This window comes from Amycolatopsis sp. NPDC005003, assembly GCF_053600695.1.
In genome coordinates this window covers 58,243-78,072 of record NZ_JBSGAI010000001.1, presented here as the reverse complement: position 1 = coordinate 78,072, position 19,830 = coordinate 58,243, and the positions used below count along the sequence as shown (strand labels likewise).

The window sequence follows — 19,830 nt, the reverse complement described above, 5'->3', positions numbered from 1 at the left end:
CTCTGTTCCGGAGTGAGCAACAAGACGCGTTCTGCGCAACTCCCGAACTGATCCGCGGAGAGGACCACGCCGGTGACCGCAATCGATCTCCCGCCGAGCCTGCTCGCCACGTTGCCCGGCAGCTCCTACACCGATCCGGCGATCTTCGCGGCCGAACAGGCGAAGATCTTCGAGGCGGACTGGTTCTGCGCCGTGCGCAGCGCCGACCTCGCCGGGCCGGGGGCGTTCGAGACGGTCCAGATCGGCAAGGAGAGCGTGCTCGTCTCGCGGGGCCGGGACGGGCAGCTCAACGCGTTCCTCAACGTCTGCCGCCACCGCGGCGCCCGGCTGTGCACGTCGGAAAGCGGCACGGTCAAGCGGGCCTTCCAGTGCCCGTACCACGCCTGGACGTACGGCCTCGACGGCAAGCTGATCGCCGCCCCGAACCTCACCGGCATGCCGGACGTCGACCGCGTCGAGTTCGGCCTGACCAGGGTCCACCTGCGCGAGTGGCTGGGTTACGCCTGGGTCTGCCTGGCGGACGAGCCGCCGTCGTTCGAAGAGACCGTGATCGGGGCGGTGACCGAGCGGCTCGGCGGGCCGACCGAGATCGACGCCTACGGCATCGACGGCCTGGCGCTGGGCAAGCGCATCGAATACGACGTGAAGGCCAACTGGAAACAGATCATCGAGAACTTCATGGAGTGCTACCACTGCGCGACGATCCACCCGGAGCTCACCGAGGTGCTCCCGGAGTTCGCCGACGGCTACGCCGCGCAGTACTACGTCGGCCACGGCGCCGAGTTCGGCGGCGAAATCAAGGGCTTCACCGTCGACGGCAGCGAAGGCGTCGACCGCCTCCCCGGTGTCACCGAGGCCCAGGATCGCCGGTACTACGCGATCACCATCAAACCGGGCGTCTTCGTGAACCTCGTCCCGGACCACGTGATCATCCACCGGATGTTCCCGCTGGCGCCGGACCGGACGCTGGTCCGCTGCGACTGGCTCTACCTGCCCGAAGTGGTCGAATCCGGCAAGGACCTGAGCCGCTCGGTCGAGCTGTTCCACCGCGTCAACCTGCAGGACTTCGAGGCCTGCGAACGCTGTCAGCTGGCGATGGACTCGCGCTCCTACGCCAACGGCGGGGTGCTCGTGCCCAGCGAGCACCACATCGGCGCGTTCCACGACTGGGTCCGGGCGAGGCTGGCCTAGATCAACGCCCGGATGGCGGCCTCGAACCCGGTGACGTGCGCATGCGTCAGCGCGGCCGCCTTCTCGGCGTCGCCCTCGATGATCGCGGTGAGGAGCGGGACGTGCTCGTCGACGTGGCCGGCCATCCCGGACAGCCGGGGCACGAACACGCACCAGATCCGGGTGGCCAGGTTGTCGTACCGGATCAGCGTGTCCTCGAGGAACGGGTTGTGCACGCACCGGTAGATCGCCCGGTGCAGGGCGAGGTCGGTGCGCAGCAGCTCCGCGTTGTCCTCGCCCGGGACGTCGGCGTCCAGCTGCGCGCGCAGCTCGGTCAGGGTGGCCCGGTCGGCCGCGGTCGCGCGCTCGGCCGCGGCGGCCGTGGCCATCGGTTCGAGGGTGCGCCGGACCTCGGAGATGTGGGCGAGGTCGGAGATGTTGACGTCGGTGGCGAACGTACCGCGCCGCGGGTAGGCGACGACCAGGCGTTCGGACTCCAGCCGCTTCAGCGCCTCGCGGATCGGCGTCCGGCCCATGCCGAGCGCGGTGCCGAGCTCCTCTTCGTTGATGGGGGAGCCCGGCGGGATGTCCAGCATGACCAGGCGATCGCGGACGAACAGGTACGCCTGTTCGGCCAGCGACGGGGGATTGACCTGCGGGTGCATGGCGCTTAGCCTACATCGACGATTGATATATCAGAAGTCGACCAGTCCTCGGAGGACGCTCGATGACCGATCTGCCGGAGCACCCGGACTTCCTCTGGGACAACCCCGAGCCTCGCAAGAGTTACGACGTGGTCGTCGTGGGCGGCGGCGGGCACGGCCTGGCCACCGCGTACTACCTGGCCAAACAGGGCATCGGAGGTGTCGCCGTGCTGGAGAAGGGCTGGCTCGCCGGCGGCAACATGGCCCGCAACACCACGATCATCCGCTCGAACTACCTCTGGGACGAAAGCTCCGGCATCTACGAGCACTCCCTCAAGCTGTGGGAAGGCATCGAAGAGGACCTCGGCTACCCGATCCTGTTCAGCCAGCGCGGGGTGCTCAACCTGGCGCACAGCCTGCAGGACGTCCGCGACAGCGTCCGCCGCGTCGAGGCCAACAAGCTCAACGGCATCGACGCCGAGTGGGTGGACGCCGACGGCGTCAGGGAGATCTGCCCGATCGTCAACACTTCCCCGGACGTCCGCTACCCGGTGCTCGGCGCCACCTTCCAGCCGCGCGCGGGGATCGCCAAGCACGACTACGTGGCCTGGGGCTTCGCCCGCGCCGCGCACGGGATGGGCGTCGACCTCATCCAGAACTGCGAGGTCACCGGGATCACGACGAGCGGCGGCCGGGTCACCGGTGTCGAGACGTCGAGGGGCCGGATCGCCGCGAACAAGGTGGCGCTGTGCGCGGCCGGGCACACTTCGGTGCTGGCGAAGATGGTGGGTCTCGACCTGCCGCTGACCTCGCACCCGCTGCAGGCGCTGGTGTCCGAGCTGCTCGAGCCGATCCACCCGACGGTCGTCATGTCGAACGCCGTGCACGTCTACGTTTCCCAGGCGCACAAGGGCGAACTCGTGATGGGTGCCGGCATCGACAGCTACAACGGCTACGGCCAGCGCGGCTCGTTCCACATCATCGAGCAGCAGATGGCCGCCGCGCTGGAGCTGTTCCCGGTGTTCGCGCGGGCACACCTGCTGCGGACCTGGGCCGGGATCGTCGACACCAGCCCGGACGCCTCGCCGATCATCGGCCTGACCCCGGTGGAGAACCTGTTCCTCAACTGCGGCTGGGGCACCGGCGGCTTCAAGGCCACTCCCGGCGTCGGGGACGTCTTCGCGCAGACCATCGCGCGCGGCAAACCCCACGAGTACGCCGAGCCCTTCGCCCTCGACCGGTTCACCACCGGTGCCCTCGTCGACGAGCACGGCGCCGCCGCCGTCGCGCACTGAATCATTCGAAAGCAGGAGTCCCGATGCAACTGATTCCCTGCCCCTGGTGCGGGCCACGCGAGGAAGCCGAGTTCCACTACGGCGGCCAGGCGCACCTCGCCTACCCGGCGGACCCCTCGGCGCTGTCCGACGAGGAGTGGGCGAAGTTCGTCTTCTTCCGCGACAACCCGAGCGGGCCGTTCGCTGAGCGCTGGAGCCACTCGGCGGGCTGCCGCCGGTGGTTCAACGCCGTTCGCGACACCCGCACCCACGACCTCTTGGCGGTCTACCGCCTCGACGAGCCCAGGCCGGTGCTCTCATGACCCGGCTCTCCGGCATCCCGCTCAAGTTCACCTTCGACGGCCGCGAGCTGACCGGTTACCTCGGCGACACCCTGGCGTCCGCGTTGCTGGCCAACGGCATCCACCGGGTCGCCACCAGCATCAAGTACGGCCGGCCGCGCGGGATCGTCGGCGCCGGTGTCGAGGACTCGAACGCCTTGGTGCAGATCGAAAAGCCGTTTCCCGAGCCGATGCTCAGCGCGACCACCGTCGAGCTGTACGACGGCCTCGAAGCCCGTGGCCTGCGCGGTCAGGGCCGGCTCGCCACCGAACCGGACCCGGCGCGGTACGACGCCAAGCACGCGCACTGCGATGTCCTGGTGATCGGTGCCGGTCCCGCCGGCCGCGCCGCCGCGGCCGCCGCTTCCGGCCGGGTCCTGCTCGTGGACGACCAGCCCGGCGGCGAAGCTCCGGAGGGCGTCCGGTTCCTCTCGCGCACGACGGCGTTCGGCGTCTACGACGACGGGTTCGTGCTGGCGTTGGAGCGCCGGGGCGAGCCCGCGGCGCCGGAGCGGATCTCGCGGCAGCGGGTGTGGCGGATCCGGGCGAAGCGGATCGTCATCGCGACCGGCGCCCACGAGCGGCCGATCGTGTTCCCGGACAACGACCGCCCCGGCATCATGCTCGCCGGTGCCGCGCGCACGTACCTGAACCGCTACGGCGTCCTCGCCGGGCGGCGGGTGGTCGTGTTCACCACCAACGACTCCGCGCTCGACGCCGCCTCCGAACTGGCCGGCGCCGGGGCCGAGATCGTGCGGATCGTCGACGCCCGCGAGGGCTACGGCGTCATCGGGACCGACGGCGATGAACACATCACCGCCGCGCACGTCGCGAAACTGGGCGAGACGCAGGGCGAGCGGGTCGAGTGCGACCTGCTGCTCGTCTCCGGCGGCTGGAACCCGGTGGTGCACCTCTACAGCCAGGCTCGCGGCACCCTCCGCTACGACCCTCGGCTGGGCGCCTACGTCCCGGCCGGTGACCTCCCGAACGTGACCGTCGTCGGCGCGGCCGCGGGGGAAGGTCTGCCGGAGACCAAGGTGCTCTGGCAGGTGCCCGCGCCGGAGTCCGAAGTGGACACCCGGTTCGTAGACCAGCAGCGGGACGCGACCGTGTCCGACGTCCTGCGCGCGACCGGCGCCGGGCTGCGCTCGCTGGAGCACGTCAAGCGCTACACCACCATCGGCACCGCGCACGACCAGGGCAAGACGTCGGGCATGCTCGCCGCCGGCATCACCGCCGAAGCCCTCGGCGTCGACCTCGCCGACCGGCGCCCGACCACGTTCCGGCCGCCGTACACGCCGGTGTCCTTCGCCGCGCTGGCCGGGCGGAACCGCGGCGAGCTGCACGACCCGGTGCGCGTCACGACGATCCACCCGTGGCACGTCGGGCATGGCGCCGAGTTCGAGAACGTCGGCCAGTGGAGGCGGCCGTGGTACTACCCGCGGCCCGGCGAGTCGATGCACGACGCCGTCCGGCGCGAATGCCGGGCGGCCCGCAACGACGTCGCGTGCATGGACGGCTCCACGCTCGGCAAGATCGACGTCCAGGGCCCGGACGCCGGCTGGTTCCTCGACATGCTCTACACGAACATGATGAGCAACCTGAAGGTCGGCCGGATCCGCTACGGCGTGATGTGCGGCGTCGACGGCATGGTGCTCGACGACGGCACGGTGATCCGCGTCGGCGAGGAGCGGTTCCTGGTCACCACGACCACCGGCAACGCGGCGAAGATCCTCGAGTGGATGGAGGAGTGGCTCCAGACGGAGTGGCCGCACCTGCGGGTTTTCGCGACGTCGGTGACCGAGCACTGGGCCACGATCCCGCTGGTCGGCCCGCGCTCGCGGGAGGTCCTCGGCCGCCTGGCGCCGGGCCTGGACGTCTCGAACGAGGCCTTCGGGTTCATGACCTGGCAGGACGCCGAAGTCGCCGGTCTTCAGGCGCGTGTCTGCCGGATCAGCTTCTCCGGCGAACTGGCGTACGAGATCAACGTCCCGTCGTGGCACGGGCCCGCGCTCTGGCAGTCCGTAGTGGACCAAGGAGTCACGCCGTACGGCACCGAAACCATGCACGTCCTGCGGGCCGAGAAGGGCTACCCGATCATCGGCCAGGACACCGACGGCACAGTCACTCCGCAGGACCTCGGCATGTCCTGGGCGGTGTCGAAGAAGAAGGCCGACTTCATCGGCAAGCGCTCCTTCGCCCGCGCCGAGAACAACCGCCCCGACCGCAAGCACCTGGTCGGTTTGCTCCCGATCGACCCGGCGGTGCTGCTGCCCGAAGGCTCGCAGATCATCTCGCCCGAGGCACTCTTTACCGCCGAGGGCGCATCGAACACAGCCGAGGTCGTGCCGGAGCCGCCGGTGCGGATGCTCGGCCACGTCACCTCCAGCTACGACAGCGCCGCCCTCGGCCGCACGTTCGCCCTCGCCTTGGTGCGCTCCGGCCGGGAGCGGATCGGCGAGACGCTGTACGTGCCCGTCGGGGACCAGGTGGTGCCGGTGACCGTGACCGAATCCGTGCTCTTCGACAAGGAAGGAGCCCGCCGTGACGGTTGACATCGCCGAAGAGAAGCTCCGCACCCAGCTCACCGTCCGCCTCCGCGAGGGCGAGTCGCTCCTCGGCGTCCCCTTGCCCGGCCCGTGCACCTTCACCAGCGGCAGCGGGGTCGACATCCTCTGGATGGGCCCCGACGAGTACCTCGTGCTCGCCGAGCCCGGCCGCCAAGCCGAGCTGGAGGCGGCCCTTTCCGGTGAATGCGACGCCGTGGTGGACGTCTCGGCGCAGCGCAACGTCTATCGGCTCAGCGGGTCCCACGCGACCGACGTGCTGGCCCACGGGTGCTCGATCGACCTGGAGGTCTCGCCGCCGGGTACCTGCGTCCAGACGTTGCTGGCGCGCACCGGGATCGTCCTCATGGTCCGGGAAGAGGGCTACACGATCCTCGTGCGGCAGTCCTTTTCGGACTACTTCACGGCCTGGCTGGCCGACGCGAGCCTGGAGTACGTCTCGTGACCTTCACCCTGACCCTCAAGTGCCCGGAACGCTCCGGCATCGTGCACGCCGTCACGACGTTCCTCGTCGGACAGGGCTGCGACATCGTCGAGCACCAGCAGTTCGACGACGACGTCCGCGGCTCGCTCTTCCTGCGCACGTCCTTCACCTGCACCGAACAGGCCACTGTGGACGACTTGACCCGCGCGTTCACCCCGGTGGCGGGCGACTTCGGCATGGAGTTCGAGTTCTCCGACGGCACGCCACCGCGGATCCTCGTGATGGTGTCGAAGTTCGGGCACTGCCTCAACGACCTGCTGTTCCGCTGGCGTGCGGGCGGCCTCGGCGCCGAGATCGCGGTGGTCGTGTCGAACCACGAGGACCTGCGGCCGATGGCCGAGGCGGCCGGCGTGCCGTTCGTGCACGTCCCGGTGACGCCCGAGACCAAACCGGAGGCCGAACAGCGGCTCCTCGACCTGGTCGGGGTGTACGAGGCGGACCTGGTCGTGCTCGCCCGGTACATGCAGGTCCTGTCGAACGAGCTGTGCCAGAAGCTCGAAGGCCGCGCGATCAACATCCACCACTCGTTCCTGCCCGGCTTCAAGGGCGCCAAGCCCTACCACCAGGCCTACGACCGCGGCGTCAAGTACGTCGGCGCGACCGCGCACTACGTCACCCCCGACCTCGACGAGGGCCCGATCATCGAGCAGGAGGTGCAGCGCGTCGACCACACGTACTCGCCGCGCGAGCTCGTGACCGTCGGCCGCGACGCCGAAGCCCTCGCCCTCTCCCGCGCGGTGCGCTGGCACTGCGAACGCCGCGTCCTGCTCAACGGCAACAGCACTGTTGTGTTCCGGTAGAAGGAGTTCCGCCATGAGTGCACCGAAGGTCGTGATCATCGGCGCCGGCATCGTCGGCGCGAACCTCGCCGACGAGCTGACCGCCCGCGGCTGGACCGACGTCACCGTGCTCGACCGGGGCCCGCTGCCGCGCACCGGCGGGTCCACCTCGCACGCGCCCGGGCTCGTCTTCCAGACGAACCCCTCCAAGGCGATGACGGACTTCGCCCGCTACACCGTTTCGAAGCTGAAGGAGCTGGACTGCTTCCTCCAGGTCGGCGGGATGGAGGTCGCGACGACCCCGGCCCGCTGGGAGGACCTCAAACGCAAGCACGGCTGGGCGACGTCCTGGGGCGTGCCCGGTTCGCTCATCGACGCTTCCGAATGTGTCGAGCGCTGGCCGCTCCTGGACGAGTCGCGGATCTTCGGGGCGCTGCACGTGCCGACCGACGGGCTCGCGCGGGCGGCCAAGGCCGTCGAGGTGCTGGCTTCACGCGCGACTTCGCGGGGCGCGCGGTTCATCGGGGCCACGCGGGTGACGGATGTCCTGCAGGAAGGCGGGCGCGTCACCGGCGTCCGGACCGACCAGGGTGACTTCCCGGCCGACGTCGTCGTGTCGTGCGCCGGGTTCTGGGGCCGTGAGATCGGCGCGATGGTGGGCATGGACGTGCCGCTGCTGCCGCTGGCCCACCAGTACGTGAAGACCGGGCAGGTCGCGGAGCTCGTCGGCCACAACACCGAGGAGGTCGAGGCGAGCCTCCCCATCCTGCGCCACCAGGACCAGGACCTTTACTTCCGCGAGCACGTCGACCGGATCGGCATCGGCTCCTACGCCCACCGCCCGATGCCGGTGGACGAGTCCACTTTGGACCATTCGGTGACCGGGACCGCCATGCCGTCGATGCTGCCCTTCACCGAGGACGACTTCGCGCCGTCGTGGGACGAGAGCAAGCTGCTGCTGCCCGCGCTGGGCGGGACCAAGGTCGAAGAGGGCTTCAACGGCATCTTCTCCTTCACCCCGGACGGCCAGTCGCTGGTCGGCGAGTCGGCCGACGTCCGCGGGTTCTGGCTGGCCGAGGCGATCTGGGTGACGCACTCGGCGGGCATCGCGAAGGCGGTCGCGGAACTGCTCGTCGACGGGCATTCCGAAGTGGACACCCACGACATCGACGTGCACCGCTTCGAGGAGGTCCAGCTCGCGCCCTCGTACGTCAGCGAGACGGCGCAGCAGAACTTCGTCGAGGTCTACGACATCCTGCACCCGCTGCAGCCGAAGCTGTCGCCGCGCGACCTGCGGGTGACGCCGTTCCACGCGCGGCAGCGCGAGCTGGGTGCGGTGTTCCTGGAAGCGGGCGGTTGGGAGCGGCCGCACTGGTTCGAGGCCAACGCGCCGCTGCTGAAGCGGCTGCCCCACGACTGGCTCCCGCCGGCGCGGGACGCGTGGTCGGCGCAGTTCCACTCGCCGATCGCGGCAGCCGAGGCGTGGCACACGCGCAACGGCGTCGCGCTGTACGACATGACGCCGTTGAAGCGCGTGGAGATCAGCGGGCCGGGGGCGCTGGAGTTCCTGCAGTCGCTGACCACCAACCAGCTGGACAAGTCGGTCGGTTCGGTGACCTACACGCTGATGCTCGATACCGCCGGTGGCATCCGCAGTGACGTCACGGTCGCGCGGCTCGAGCCGGAGGTGTTCCAGGTCGGCATCAACGGCAACATCGACGTCGACCACTTCGTCAAGCACGCGCCGGCCGGGGTGCGGGTCCGGGACATCACCGGCGGCACCTGCTGCGTCGGCGTCTGGGGGCCGCTGGCGCGAGACCTCGTGCAGCCGCTCTCGGGCGAGGACTTCTCGCACACCGGCTTGAAGTACTTCCGGGCGCGGCACGCGAGGATCGCCGGTGTCCCGGTCGTCGCGATGCGACTGTCCTATGTGGGCGAACTGGGCTGGGAGATCTACACGAGCGCGGACAACGGCCTGCGGCTGTGGGACGCGCTGTGGGCGGCCGGGCAGCCCCTCGGCGTCATCGCGGCCGGACGGGCGGCGTTCAACAGCCTGCGGCTGGAGAAGGGTTACCGGCTGTGGGGCACCGACATGACCACCGAGCACGACCCGTACGAGGCCGGGCTGGCCTTCGCCGTACGTCCGGCGAAGGGGGACTTCCTGGGGCGCGCCGCCATCGAAGGCCGGAGCGAAGACACGGCGTCGCGGCGGTTGCGGTGCCTGACGATCGACGACGGCCGCACGGTCGTGCTGGGCAAGGAGCCGGTGTTCGTCGACGGCGTGGCCTCGGGGTACGTCACGAGCGCGGCGTACGGGTACACCGTCGGGCGGCCGATCGCCTACGCGTGGCTCCCGGCGTCGGCGGAGATCGGCGGCAGCGTGGAAATCGGGTACTTCGGCCGCCGGGTCGCCGCCACCGTGGCCGCCGAGCCACTGGTCGACCCCGGCATGGAGCGGATCCGGCGGTGAGGCCGGCGTAACGTCGGTCACGTCGGCTCGGCCCCGGCTCTCGAGCGGGCAATCCACAGCAAGTCCACGGAAGCGCACCAGGAAATTCTCAGGAAAGGGGCGTTTCCTGGGACGAGCCGGAGGCTTGTCGAGAGCTGGAGCTGTGCATGAGCGAGTACGACCGAGGACGCGGCGGCGAGTACCCGTACGGCTACGGCCAGGGCGGGTACCCGCCGGAGTACTACGGCAGCAACGGCTACCCGCACGACCACGGCTACTACGAGCAGCCCCAGGACCAGGGTTTCTACCGGCAGCCCGGGGAGCAGGGCCACCAGGAGCAGCCGCGTGACCAGTGGGGCCGGCCGTACCCGCCGTACCAGCAGCAGCCCTACCCGCAGCCGGCCTACGCCTACCCGCCGCCCGCCTACCAGCCGCCGCCGCGCCGGCGCCACCCGCTGCGCGCGCTGACCGTCGCGGTCGTCGCGATCGCGCTGGCCGTGGTCGCCGGGCTCGGGATCGGGCACCTGATCTCCGGGGCGAACGCGCCCACCGCGGGCGGCAACCAGAACTTCGGCTTCTCCGGGCAGCCCAGCGAGGCCAAGACGGTGCTCGACGTCGACGCCGTGTCGGCGAAGGTCAACCCGGCCATCGTGAACATCAACACCGAGCTGGGCCTGCAGGGCGCGGCCGCGGCGGGCACCGGCATCGTGCTCACCGCCGACGGCGAGGTGCTGACCAACAACCACGTCGTGGCGGGCGCGACCAGCATCAAGGTCACCAGCATCGGCACCGGCGACACCTACAAGGCCGAAGTCGTCGGCTACGACCGCACCGAGGACGTGGCCGTGCTGCAGCTGCAGGGCGCGTCCGGGCTGCCCACGGCGGCCATCGGCGACTCGTCGACGGTCAAGGTCGGCGACCAGATCCTCGGCCTCGGCAACGCCGGCGGCCGCGGCGGCGACCCGGTGCCCGCGCCGGGCACGGTGACGGCACTGGACCAGGCGATCACCGCCTCGGACGAGTCCAGCGGGTCGTCCGAGCAGCTCACCGGGCTCATCCAGGTGCGGGCGAACATCGAGTCGGGCGACTCCGGCGGCCCGCTCGTCAACGCGAACGCCCAGGTCATCGGCGTCGACACGGCCGCATCGACCGGCTACCAGCTGAACGGGCGCCGCAGCGGCGGCGCCGGACAGGGCTTCGCGATCCCGATCAACCAGGCGATCGACATCGCCCACAAGATCGTCGCCGGGCAGGCGTCCGACAAGATCCACATCGGGAAGACGGCGTTCATCGGGGTCTCGGTGACCGACGGCCAGGGCGGGGCCCGGGTCCGCGAGGTGGTCCAGCGCGGGCCGGCGCAGAAGGGTGGCCTAGTGGCCGGGGACGTGATCACGGCCATCGACGGCAGGCCGACCGACTCGGCGACGTCGTTGACGAACGTGATGGACACCCACCACCCCGGCGACCAGCTCACCCTGACGGTGACCGGCGCGGCCGGTGGCCAGCGGCAGCTCCAAGTCAAGGCCGTGGAAGGCCCGGTGGGCTAGCTAGCGCAGGGTTTCCCGGAGTACCTCGCGGTGCGTCTGCTTCGCCGCGAGGTACTTCTCCCGGCCGGCGTCGGTGATCGTGACGAAGATGCCGCGCCGGTCCACCTCGCACAGGGCGCGCTCGACCAGGCCCTCCTTCTCCAGGCGGGCGACCAGCCGGGACGTGGCGCTCTGGCTGAGGTGGATCGTGCTGATCAGATCGGCCGAACGGCACTTGAAGTCGCAGGTCGCGAGCCGTTCGAGGGCTTCGAACTCGTTCGCGCCGATGCCGTGGCGCTCCTGCAGCCGGCACTCGAGCTTGCCGAACACGGCCGAGTAGCGGGCCAGCAGGTCATGCCACTCCTGGACCAGTTCCTTCTCGGCGACATCGCTCACGGCGACCAACCTAGCATGCACGGGCATCAGATGCAAACGCATTAAATGCTTGGACATTAGATGCGTGTGCATGTACTGTCGCCGCCATGAGCTCTTCCGTGTCTTTGTCCACCTCTTCAACGCGGTGGGACGCACGTCTCTGGGGTGTCCTGCTCACCGTCTCGATCGTGATCGGCCTCGACGCGCTCGACGTGTCGATGGTCGGGGTCGCGCTCCCGGCCATCCAGGCCGACCTCGGCCTGTCCACCAACGCGCTGCAATGGGTCGTCAGCGGCTACGTGCTCGGCTACGGCGGCCTGCTGCTGCTCGGCGGCCGCACCGCCGACCTGCTCGGCCGCCGCCGCGTGTTCCTCGTCGCGGTCGCCGTGTTCGCGCTGGCCTCGCTGCTCGGCGGCCTCGTCGACGACGGCGCGCTGCTCATCGCGAGCCGGTTCATCAAGGGCCTGGCGGCGGCCTTCACCGCGCCGGCCGCGTTGTCCATCATCACCACGACGTTCCAGGAGGGCCCGGCCCGCAACAAGGCGATCAGCATCTTCGCCGTGTTCGGGGCGAGCGGGTACTCCGCCGGCCTGGTGTTCTCCGGCCTGCTGACCGAGGTCGGCTGGCGCTGGACGTTCCTGCTGCCCGCCCCGATCGCGCTGGTCGCGCTGGTGGCGGCGTGGAAGCTGATCCCGTCGTACCGCGCCGAGGAAGGCAAGGGGTACGACTTCCCGGGCGCCATCACCGGCGCGGCCGGCTCGCTGCTGCTGGTGTTCGGCGTGGTGGAGGCGCCGGAGATCGGCTGGGCGGCCCCGCGCACGCTGATCACGTTCGCCGTCGCGCTGGCGCTGCTGGTGACGTTCGTGGTCATCGAGAAGCGCAGCCGCCACCCGCTGCTGCGGCTGGGCATCCTGCGCTCGGGCCCGCTGGCCCGCGCCAACCTCGGTGGCGCGCTGTTCTTCGGCGCCTACATCGGCTTCCAGTTCGTCGTGATGCTGTACCTGCAGCGGGTGCTGGGCTGGTCGGCGCTGCAGACGGCGCTGGGCTTCCTGCCGGCGGCGCTGATCGTGGCGTTCGGTTCCCCGCGCATCGAGCCGCTGATCGACCGGGTGGGCACGCCCCGCACGATCTTCGCGGGCGTGGTCTCGCACGTCATCGGCTACGCGCTGTTCCTGCGCATCGACGAGCACTCGGGCTACTGGGGTTCGGTGCTGCCGAGCATGATCCTGCTGGGCATCGGCTTCACGCTGGCGTTCTCGTCGCTCAACATCCAGGCGACGGCGGGGATTTCGGACGGCGAGCAGGGCTTGGCGGGCGGTCTGCTGAACACGTCCCTGCAGGTGGGCGGCGCGATCGGCCTGGCGGTGGTGACGGCGGTCCTGACCGCCAACGGCGGCCGCGAAGCCTCACCGGCGGCGCTGCTGACCGGCCTGACGCCGGCGTTGAGCGTGGTCACCGGCATCGCGGTGCTGGGTCTGCTGATCGCGATCAGCGGCCTGGTCGCCCGGAAGCGGCCGGCCGAGGAGCCGGTCGTGGCGCAGGAGGACCTGCTCGCCCTCGCGGACTGAAATCGGGAAGCGGAAGGACCACCATCACCGAGGGGGATGGTGGTCCTTCCGCGTCGCCGCGGATGCCCGTTCGGGCGATTGACGCAGCTTTCCGGTCAATCGACAATCCGCCTCGCTCAGTCACGGGGCCGCACACACCGTCACGGCCGCTCCGGGAGATGGGGAAGAAGATCGGCTTCGGTGGGGAGATCCGGTGAGCGGTCGGCGCGTCTTGCGCGCGCTGGTCGGTCTCGTCGCCACCGGCTCCTACGTCGTGTGGGAGATCCGCGCCAGGCCGGCGGGCCGCGCCGACCTGACCCAGGCCCGGCTGGACCGGTTGCGGGCCCGGCTTCTGCGCGAGACCCGTCGGATCTGGGTCGACGGTGTGCTGGCCCGTTCGCTCGGCGAGGTGCTGCGTCTCGAACTGAGCCTGCTACCCCAGCAGACCAAGGTGACCCACCCGGTACACCTGCTGCTGCACGGGCACGACGACGTGCCGCGGTACCGCACCTAGCCCGGAGATGCCGCGGTACCGCACCCAGCCCGGAGATCGGGGGCGGTGCGGACAGCCACCACGACTGCCCGCACCAGGGTCACCGGGCCACGCGCTCGTCCGTACCCGGGACCTTCGCCGTCGTGATGGCGATGCGGTTCCACGTGTTGATCGTGAAGATCAGCGCCAGCAGCTGCCCCAGCTCCGCCTCCTCGAACTCCGCCGCCGCGCGGGCGTAGACGTCGTCCGGGACGCCGCCCGCGATCTGCGTCACCGCCTCCGTCAGGGCGAGCGCCGCCTGCTCCTTCGCGCTGAAGAAGCTGCTTGCTTCGCGCCACACCGCGACCATGTGCAGCCGCTCCTCGCTTTCGCCTGCCTTGCGGGCGTCCGAGGTGTGCATGTGCAGGCAGTACGCGCAGCGGTTGAGCTGTGACGCGCGGATCTGGACCAGCTCGACCAGTGCCGGGTCGAGCCCGGCGCGAGCGGCGGCGTCGAAGCCGATCAGGGCCTTGAAGGCCTTCGGGGCGGTCTTGGCGAAGTTGATGCGGGAGTTCGTCATGACCAGAAATCTACGGCCGGTTTGACCCACATGTATGGTGCATTTCCGTGGCAGCAGACTGGGTCAATTCCGGGGACCGCGACCTGCACCTGGAGCTGGCGCCCGGCGGCAAGCGGGCGGCGCTCATCGCCGCGCTGCGGGACGCCGTCCGCGCCGGACGGCTCGCCCCGGGCACCCGGCTGCCGCCCTACCGGTCACTGGCCGCCGACCTGGGCCTGGCCCGCAACACCGTCGCCGACGCCTACGCCGAGCTGGTCGCCGAAGGGTGGCTCACCGCCGTCCAGGGCTCCGGCACCCGCGTCGCCGAGCGCGCCGAGCCGCTGAAGCCGGTCCGGATCCCGAAAAAGGCGCCGGGGGCCCCGAAACCGGTGTACAACCTCCGGCAGGGCCAGCCGGATGCGACGTCGTTCCCGCGCACCGAGTGGCTCGCCGCCGCCCGCCGCGCGCTGAACGTGGCGCCGCACGACGCCTTCGGCCCCGGCGATCCGCGCGGCCGCCCGGAACTGCGGGAAGCGCTCGCCCAGTACCTCGCGCGCGCCCGGGGCGTGCGGACGGCACCGGAGCGGATCGTCGTGTGCTCGGGGTTCGCCCACGCCCTGCGGCTGCTGTTCCCGGCCGTGCTGCGCGGTCCGCTCGCCGTCGAGTCCTACGGTCTCGCGTTCCACCGCTCGATCTTCGCCGCCGCCGGCGTGCGGACGATCCCCTTGGCCCTGGACGAACACGGCGCGCGTGTCGAAGACCTCGACGTCCCGACGGTGCTGCTGACGCCCGCCCACCAGTTCCCGACCGGCGGCCCGCTGCACCACGACCGCCGCGCGGCGGTCGTCGGGCACGTCCGCGCGACCGGCGGCGTGCTCCTCGAAGACGACTACGACGGCGAATTCCGCTACGACCGCAAGCCGGTCGGCGCGGTCCAGGGCCTCGACCCCGAGCACGTCGTCTACGTGGGCTCGGTCAGCAAGAGCCTCTCGCCCGCGCTGCGCCTTGGCTGGCTGGCGCTGCCCGGGCACCTCGTGGACCCCGTGCTCGCCGCGAAAGGCGAACGCGAGGCGTGGGCGGGCGTGCTCGACCAGCTCACCCTGGCCGAGTTCCTGACGTCGGGGGCGTACGACCGGCACGTCCGCCGGATGCGCCGACGCTACCGTCGCCGGCGAGACCAGCTGGTGACGGCGCTCGCCGAGCGGGCCCCGCACGTGACGCCCACCGGCATCGCCGCCGGCCTGCACGCCGTGCTGCGGCTCCCGCCGGGCACCGAGAAAGCCGCGCTGAAAGCCGCGGCCTGGCAGGGACTGGCGCTCGACGGCCTGGCCGCCTTCCGCCACCCGGACAGCTCGATGTCCACAATGGACGGCTTGGTGGTCGGCTACGCGACCCCACCCGAACACGCCTACCCCGCGGCCATCGACGCGCTGTGCCGAGCCCTGCCGCCCGCGTGAGGGGCTCACCGAAACGATGGCACTCCGCCATTCCTTCACCGCAGGCTCACGCACCGATGGTCACGTTCCGTTTCCGGTACTGGCTTCCCGCCCACCCGGCTGGCAAGCTGCCAGCACCTCATGAGGGAAGGACGTGCATTGGCGGCACACCCGGCGCGGGCCCGGCGGATCGACGCGCGGGTCGTCGTCCTGAGCGCGCTGCTGGTGGTCGCGCTGCTCGCGTGGGCCGGGGTCGACTACCTGAAGAACCGGCTGGCCGGCGGCGGCTGCGACACCACCACGCCGGTGCACGTCACCGCCGCGCCGGACATCGCGCCGGTGCTGGCGGAGCTCGCCAAGACAGTCCCGGAGCGGGACTGCTACACCGTCGAGGTCACCGCGAGCCCGTCGACGGCCACCGCGACCGCCCTCGAAGCCAACGGCGCGAACGGCCCGGACGTCTGGGTGCCGGAGTCGAGCACCTGGCTGCTGCAGGCCCGCGACGGCGGCGCGTGGAACCTCCCCGAGTCCGGCCAGCCGGTGGCGAGCTCGCCGGTGGTGCTGGCGCTGACCGAAGACGTCGCGAAGCAGGCCGGCTGGCCGGCGAAGTCGCCGTCCTGGGCCGACGTCCTCGCGCGGAGCCCGGTCGGCCTGCCCGACCCGGGCCGGGACCCGGCCGCCATCGGCGCGCTGATCGGTCTGCAGCAGCTGACCAAGGACGCGCCCGATCCGGCGGCGGCGTTCACCGAGGAGATTCGCACGCTCTCGGCGGTGAAGCAGCCGTACACCGCGTGGCCGGCGTCGGAGCAGTCTGTGCTGGCGAAGAAGCTCGTCGCCGCGTATCCCGCCGCGGGCGTCCCGAGCTTCGACTACCCGTACGTCGTGCTGCCGCGGGCTTCGGAAGCCTCGCGTTCGGCGGCCGAGCGGTTCCTGCGCCTGCTGCTGGACCAGACCGCCACCAAGGCGTTCGCGGACGGCGGGTTCCGGACGCCGTCCGGTCAGCTGCTCGGCGACCGGCCGCGCGACACCCGCACCGACGCGGCGCCGCGCCCGGCCGGGCCGCCCGCGCCCGAAGCGATGTACGGCGTGCTGCAGGCCTGGGCCGGGGCGAACCTCAGCGCCCGCGTCCAGGTGCTGCTCGACGTGTCCGGCTCGATGGCCGCCACCGTGCCCGGCACCGGCCGCAGCCGGATGTCGCTCACGCTCGAAGCCGCGACGCAGGGACTCGGGTTGTTCAAGCCGACCAGCGAGATCGGCCTCTGGCTGTTCTCGACCAAGCTGGACGGCGCGAAGGACTACAAGGAACTGCTGCCGATGCGGTCGATCGCCGAGCAGCTGGCCGCGGGCGGGGTGGCGACGCTGCAGGCGGTGAAGCCGAAGCCCGGTGGCGCGACCGGGCTGTACGACTCGATCCTCGCCGCGTACCAGAACGCCCGGCAGAGCTGGCAGCTCGGCCGGATCAACGTCGTCGTCGTGCTCACCGACGGCCGCAACGAGGACGACGACTCGATCGGGCTGCCCGGGCTGCTCGCCGAGCTCGGCCGGCTGCAGGACCCGCGGAAACCGCTGCCGGTGATCGGGATCGGCATCGGGCCGGACATCGATTCGAGCGAGCTGAAGCAGATCTCCGCCGCGACCGGCGGCGACTCCTTCACCACGCCCGACCCGCGCAAGATCTCCGACGTCTTCTACCAGGCACTGAGCAAGCTCATGTGCCAGCCGCCCGCCTGCAAGAAGTGAGGAATCCCCGTGTTGGTGGAGATCGAAAAGCCCGCGCCACGGGTGACCCGAAGACCGTCCGCGCTGGTGCTCGCGGCGTTCGTCGCCGGGGTGCTCCCGTTCGCGCTGCACGCGTGGGCGGCGCTGCACGGGAACTTCGCGCAGGACGACTTCGTGATGACCTACCGGGCCGCCCTGGCCGGGCCGTTCGACCTCGGCTACCTCTTCCAGGATTACCACGGGCACCTGATGCCCGGCGGGTTCTTCCTGGCGGCGGTGCTGACGTGGTGGGCGCCGCTGAACTTCCCGCTCATGATGGCGCCGCTGCTGCTGATGCGGGCCGCGGCGACGGTGCTGTTCTGGTGCCTGCTGGTGCGCTGCTTCGGCCGCCGCTGGGCGATCCTGATCCCGTTCACCGTGTTCACGGCGTCGACGTTGCTGCTGACCCCGACGCTGTGGTGGGCGTACGGCTCCCAGATCGTCCCGGTGGTGCTGGCGGCCGCCGGCGCCCTGTACTGGCACGTCCGCTACCTGCGCGAAGGCGGCCAGTGGCGGATCGGCACGTTCGCCTGGACGCTCTTCGGGTTCGCGTTCTACGAAAAGACCGTGGTGGTCCCGGTGCTGCTGGCCGGGGTGACCGTCCTGCTCGGACAGTCCTTCCGGGACCGGTGGCGCTACTGGGCGGGACACGCGGCGCTGCTCGCCGCGTTCGTCGTGGGCTACCTCGCGCTGACGTCGAGCCAGGTGACGCCCGGCGGCCCGCCGATGACCGCCGGTACCGTCGCCGACCTGACCGGCCGGATGCTCGGCGACACCTTCCTGCCGGGGCTGGCCGGCGGCCCGTGGTCGGGGCCCGGGCCCGGCGCGACCTGGGCGCCGTCGCCGTTCGCGGTCGTGGTCCTGCTGTTCGCCGCCGCGCTGGCGCTGGTGGTGGCCGGTGCGCGCGTGGGCGGCCGCCGGGCCTGGCGGGCGTGGGCGCTGCTCGGGCTGCTGCTCGCCGTGGACGTCGGGCTGCTGGCGGCGACGCGGCTGCGCGAAGTCGGCCCGGCCGCCGGTGACGACCCGAGGTACCTCGCCGAGCTGGCCTTCGTGGCCGCGCTGTGCGGAGCGTTCGCCTTCCTGCCGCCAGGCGGGGTTGCGCCGTCCGGCGGCAAGCGGGAACGGCCGATCGCCCTAATCGTGTGCGTGCTTCTGCTCGCCAGTTCCGTGGCCGGGTTTTCCCGGCTCGCCCCCGCGATGCGGTTCGACCATTCCGGGCAGTACCTCGGAAACGTGCGGGCGGCCGTCGCGGAGGACCCGGATCTCGTTTTCTACGACAACTTCGTGCCGAACGACGTGGTCCACGAGTGGTTCGGCGCGGACTCGCAGGCGTCCCGGGTCGCCGGCCTGGTCCCCGGCACCCACTTCGACCAGCCGACGAACCGCATGCACCTGCTCGACGCCACCGGCACGCCGCACCTGATCACCGGCGTGGCCGTGGAGTCCCGTGGCGCGCCGGGACCGGTGCCGGACTGCGGGTACACGGTCGGCGAAACGCCGGTCAGCGTCCCGCTCGACAAACCGCTGCTCGGCAGGCACCTGCTGAAGATCGACTACTTCACCCGCGACGGCGGCGAAGGGCTGGTCGAGCGGACGCCGGTGTGGTTCCAGGCCGGGCTGCACTCGCTGTACCTGCCGGTGGACGGGCTGTTCGACCACATCGGCGTGCAGCTGTCGAGCCCGGGCGCGCCCGTGTGCGTTCCCAGGGTCGAGGTCGGGAAGCCGGTGACTCAGTAGGGGTCGTACGGGCTGTCGTGCCCCAGCAGCCGGGCCAGCGGCCGCAACCGCAGGCGCAGCAGCACCTTGAGCACGACGTTGCGCAGGAACCACGGCAGCTGCGCCAGCACCCGGATCCGGTCCGCCGTGGACGGTGGCGCCAGCCGGAACCGCGCCAGCGACGTGGCCCGGTCCAGATAGGTGTAGCGCCGTCCGAAGAGGACCTTCGCGATCGTGCCGAGCGTGACGCCGATGGAGGAAAAACAGTCGTGGACCAGGATTTCCGCCCCCGGTGGCAGGTGTGCCGACCAGCGCAGGTCGTCGGTGTAGGTCCAGTAGTCGTGCTTGCCGTCGATGTAAAGCAGCTGTATGGGCCGAGTCCAGTCAGGGCGCAGTTTCGTGCTGTAACCGGCGACGAGCTCGACGACGTCGTCCAGCCCGGCCCGCCGGATGTTGCGCTCGAACAGCTGCCGCGTCGGCGATCCGCCGAACAGCCGGCCGGCCACGAAGGGGTCGACGGCGATCACCGTGGCCCCCACCGTGCGGGCGGCGGCGCCCAGCACGATCGTGGATCGGCCCTGGTGGCTGCCGATTTCCAGGACGACGTCACCCTTTTCGAGGCGGCACGCGGCCTGCCACAGCGCTTCGCCCTGCGCGCGCGTCATCCAGCCCTTGACCGGCTCGGCCAGTGCCCACGCGTCGGCGAAGCCGTCCGTGCTCAATTCGGTGTTTA

At 70.9% G+C, this 19,830-nt stretch carries 17 protein-coding genes; 13 read left to right on the top strand and 4 right to left on the bottom strand.

Going from position 1 to position 19,830, the window contains the following annotated elements; genetic code table 11:
- The first annotated feature begins 72 nt into the window (after positions 1-72).
- Complete coding sequence (locus ACWED2_RS00370) at positions 73-1,191, top strand: aromatic ring-hydroxylating oxygenase subunit alpha (protein WP_449688261.1); 1,119 nt, start codon at positions 73-75, stop codon at positions 1,189-1,191.
- On the opposite strand, the gene ACWED2_RS00365 is transcribed toward ACWED2_RS00370, so the two are convergent.
- Entirely contained in the window at positions 1,188-1,835 is a 648-nt protein-coding gene (locus tag ACWED2_RS00365) for a GntR family transcriptional regulator (protein WP_449688260.1), read from the bottom strand. The genes ACWED2_RS00370 and ACWED2_RS00365 overlap by 4 nt on opposite strands.
- A 62-nt stretch (positions 1,836-1,897) precedes the next feature.
- Between ACWED2_RS00365 and ACWED2_RS00360 the strand changes: the two genes are divergently transcribed.
- The 7 genes from ACWED2_RS00360 to ACWED2_RS00330 all read left to right on the top strand — a co-directional run bounded on the left by ACWED2_RS00360 (position 1,898) and on the right by ACWED2_RS00330 (position 11,255).
- The gene (locus tag ACWED2_RS00360) at positions 1,898-3,109 is read left to right on the top strand and encodes a sarcosine oxidase subunit beta family protein (RefSeq protein ID WP_449688259.1); all 1,212 of its coding nucleotides are present in this window, start codon (positions 1,898-1,900) and stop codon (positions 3,107-3,109) included.
- A gap of 23 nt (positions 3,110-3,132) precedes the next feature.
- The gene (locus ACWED2_RS00355; protein WP_449688258.1) at positions 3,133-3,411 is read left to right on the top strand and encodes a sarcosine oxidase subunit delta; all 279 of its coding nucleotides are present in this window, start codon (positions 3,133-3,135) and stop codon (positions 3,409-3,411) included.
- On the top strand, positions 3,408-5,984 hold the full coding sequence (locus tag ACWED2_RS00350; RefSeq protein WP_449688257.1) for a 2Fe-2S iron-sulfur cluster-binding protein: 2,577 nt from the start codon (positions 3,408-3,410) through the stop codon (positions 5,982-5,984). The genes ACWED2_RS00355 and ACWED2_RS00350 overlap by 4 nt, the downstream gene beginning before the upstream one ends.
- Positions 5,974-6,441, top strand: coding sequence for a sarcosine oxidase subunit gamma (locus ACWED2_RS00345; RefSeq protein ID WP_449688256.1), 468 nt, complete (start codon positions 5,974-5,976; stop codon positions 6,439-6,441). Before ACWED2_RS00350 ends, ACWED2_RS00345 begins: the two co-directional genes overlap by 11 nt.
- Positions 6,438-7,280 (top strand): formyltetrahydrofolate deformylase, encoded by an 843-nt coding sequence (purU, locus tag ACWED2_RS00340; RefSeq protein WP_449688255.1) that lies wholly within the window; start codon positions 6,438-6,440, stop codon positions 7,278-7,280. The genes ACWED2_RS00345 and purU overlap by 4 nt, the downstream gene beginning before the upstream one ends.
- A 13-nt stretch (positions 7,281-7,293) precedes the next feature.
- Complete coding sequence (locus ACWED2_RS00335; protein ID WP_449688254.1) at positions 7,294-9,729, top strand: GcvT family protein; 2,436 nt, start codon at positions 7,294-7,296, stop codon at positions 9,727-9,729.
- A 146-nt stretch (positions 9,730-9,875) separates the two neighbouring features.
- Complete coding sequence (locus ACWED2_RS00330) at positions 9,876-11,255, top strand: S1C family serine protease (RefSeq protein WP_449688253.1); 1,380 nt, start codon at positions 9,876-9,878, stop codon at positions 11,253-11,255.
- Here ACWED2_RS00330 and ACWED2_RS00325 read toward each other — a convergent pair whose 3' ends face one another.
- Positions 11,256-11,630, bottom strand: a complete 375-nt coding sequence (locus ACWED2_RS00325) for a MarR family winged helix-turn-helix transcriptional regulator (RefSeq protein WP_449688252.1) — start codon at positions 11,628-11,630, stop codon at positions 11,256-11,258.
- 86 nt (positions 11,631-11,716) lie between these two features.
- On the opposite strand from ACWED2_RS00325, the gene ACWED2_RS00320 reads away from it, so the two are divergent.
- Together ACWED2_RS00320 and ACWED2_RS00315 are read left to right on the top strand one after the other, a co-directional pair.
- The gene (locus tag ACWED2_RS00320) at positions 11,717-13,177 is read left to right on the top strand and encodes an MFS transporter (protein ID WP_449688251.1); all 1,461 of its coding nucleotides are present in this window, start codon (positions 11,717-11,719) and stop codon (positions 13,175-13,177) included.
- A 193-nt stretch (positions 13,178-13,370) separates the two neighbouring features.
- Positions 13,371-13,670, top strand: a complete 300-nt coding sequence (locus ACWED2_RS00315; protein ID WP_449688250.1) for a hypothetical protein — start codon at positions 13,371-13,373, stop codon at positions 13,668-13,670.
- Between the two features lie 79 nt (positions 13,671-13,749).
- Here the strand turns inward: ACWED2_RS00315 and ACWED2_RS00310 are convergent, their stop codons facing one another.
- Positions 13,750-14,208: a carboxymuconolactone decarboxylase family protein gene (locus ACWED2_RS00310; RefSeq protein ID WP_449688249.1), complete on the bottom strand. Its 459-nt coding sequence runs from the start codon at positions 14,206-14,208 to the stop codon at positions 13,750-13,752.
- Between the two features lie 47 nt (positions 14,209-14,255).
- On the opposite strand from ACWED2_RS00310, the gene pdxR reads away from it, so the two are divergent.
- The 3 genes from pdxR (at position 14,256) to ACWED2_RS00295 (ending at position 19,118) form a co-directional block, all read left to right on the top strand.
- Complete coding sequence (gene pdxR / locus ACWED2_RS00305; protein WP_449688248.1) at positions 14,256-15,644, top strand: MocR-like pyridoxine biosynthesis transcription factor PdxR; 1,389 nt, start codon at positions 14,256-14,258, stop codon at positions 15,642-15,644.
- 120 nt (positions 15,645-15,764) lie between these two features.
- Positions 15,765-17,363, top strand: a complete 1,599-nt coding sequence (locus ACWED2_RS00300; RefSeq protein ID WP_449688247.1) for a substrate-binding and VWA domain-containing protein — start codon at positions 15,765-15,767, stop codon at positions 17,361-17,363.
- Positions 17,364-17,375: 12 nt separating this feature from the next.
- Positions 17,376-19,118 (top strand): hypothetical protein, encoded by a 1,743-nt coding sequence (locus ACWED2_RS00295; RefSeq protein ID WP_449688627.1) that lies wholly within the window; start codon positions 17,376-17,378, stop codon positions 19,116-19,118.
- Here ACWED2_RS00295 and ACWED2_RS00290 read toward each other — a convergent pair.
- Positions 19,112-19,819: a class I SAM-dependent methyltransferase gene (locus tag ACWED2_RS00290; RefSeq protein WP_449688246.1), complete on the bottom strand. Its 708-nt coding sequence runs from the start codon at positions 19,817-19,819 to the stop codon at positions 19,112-19,114. The two genes, ACWED2_RS00295 and ACWED2_RS00290, sit on opposite strands and share 7 nt — an antisense overlap.
- Between the last annotated feature and the right edge of the window lie 11 nt (positions 19,820-19,830).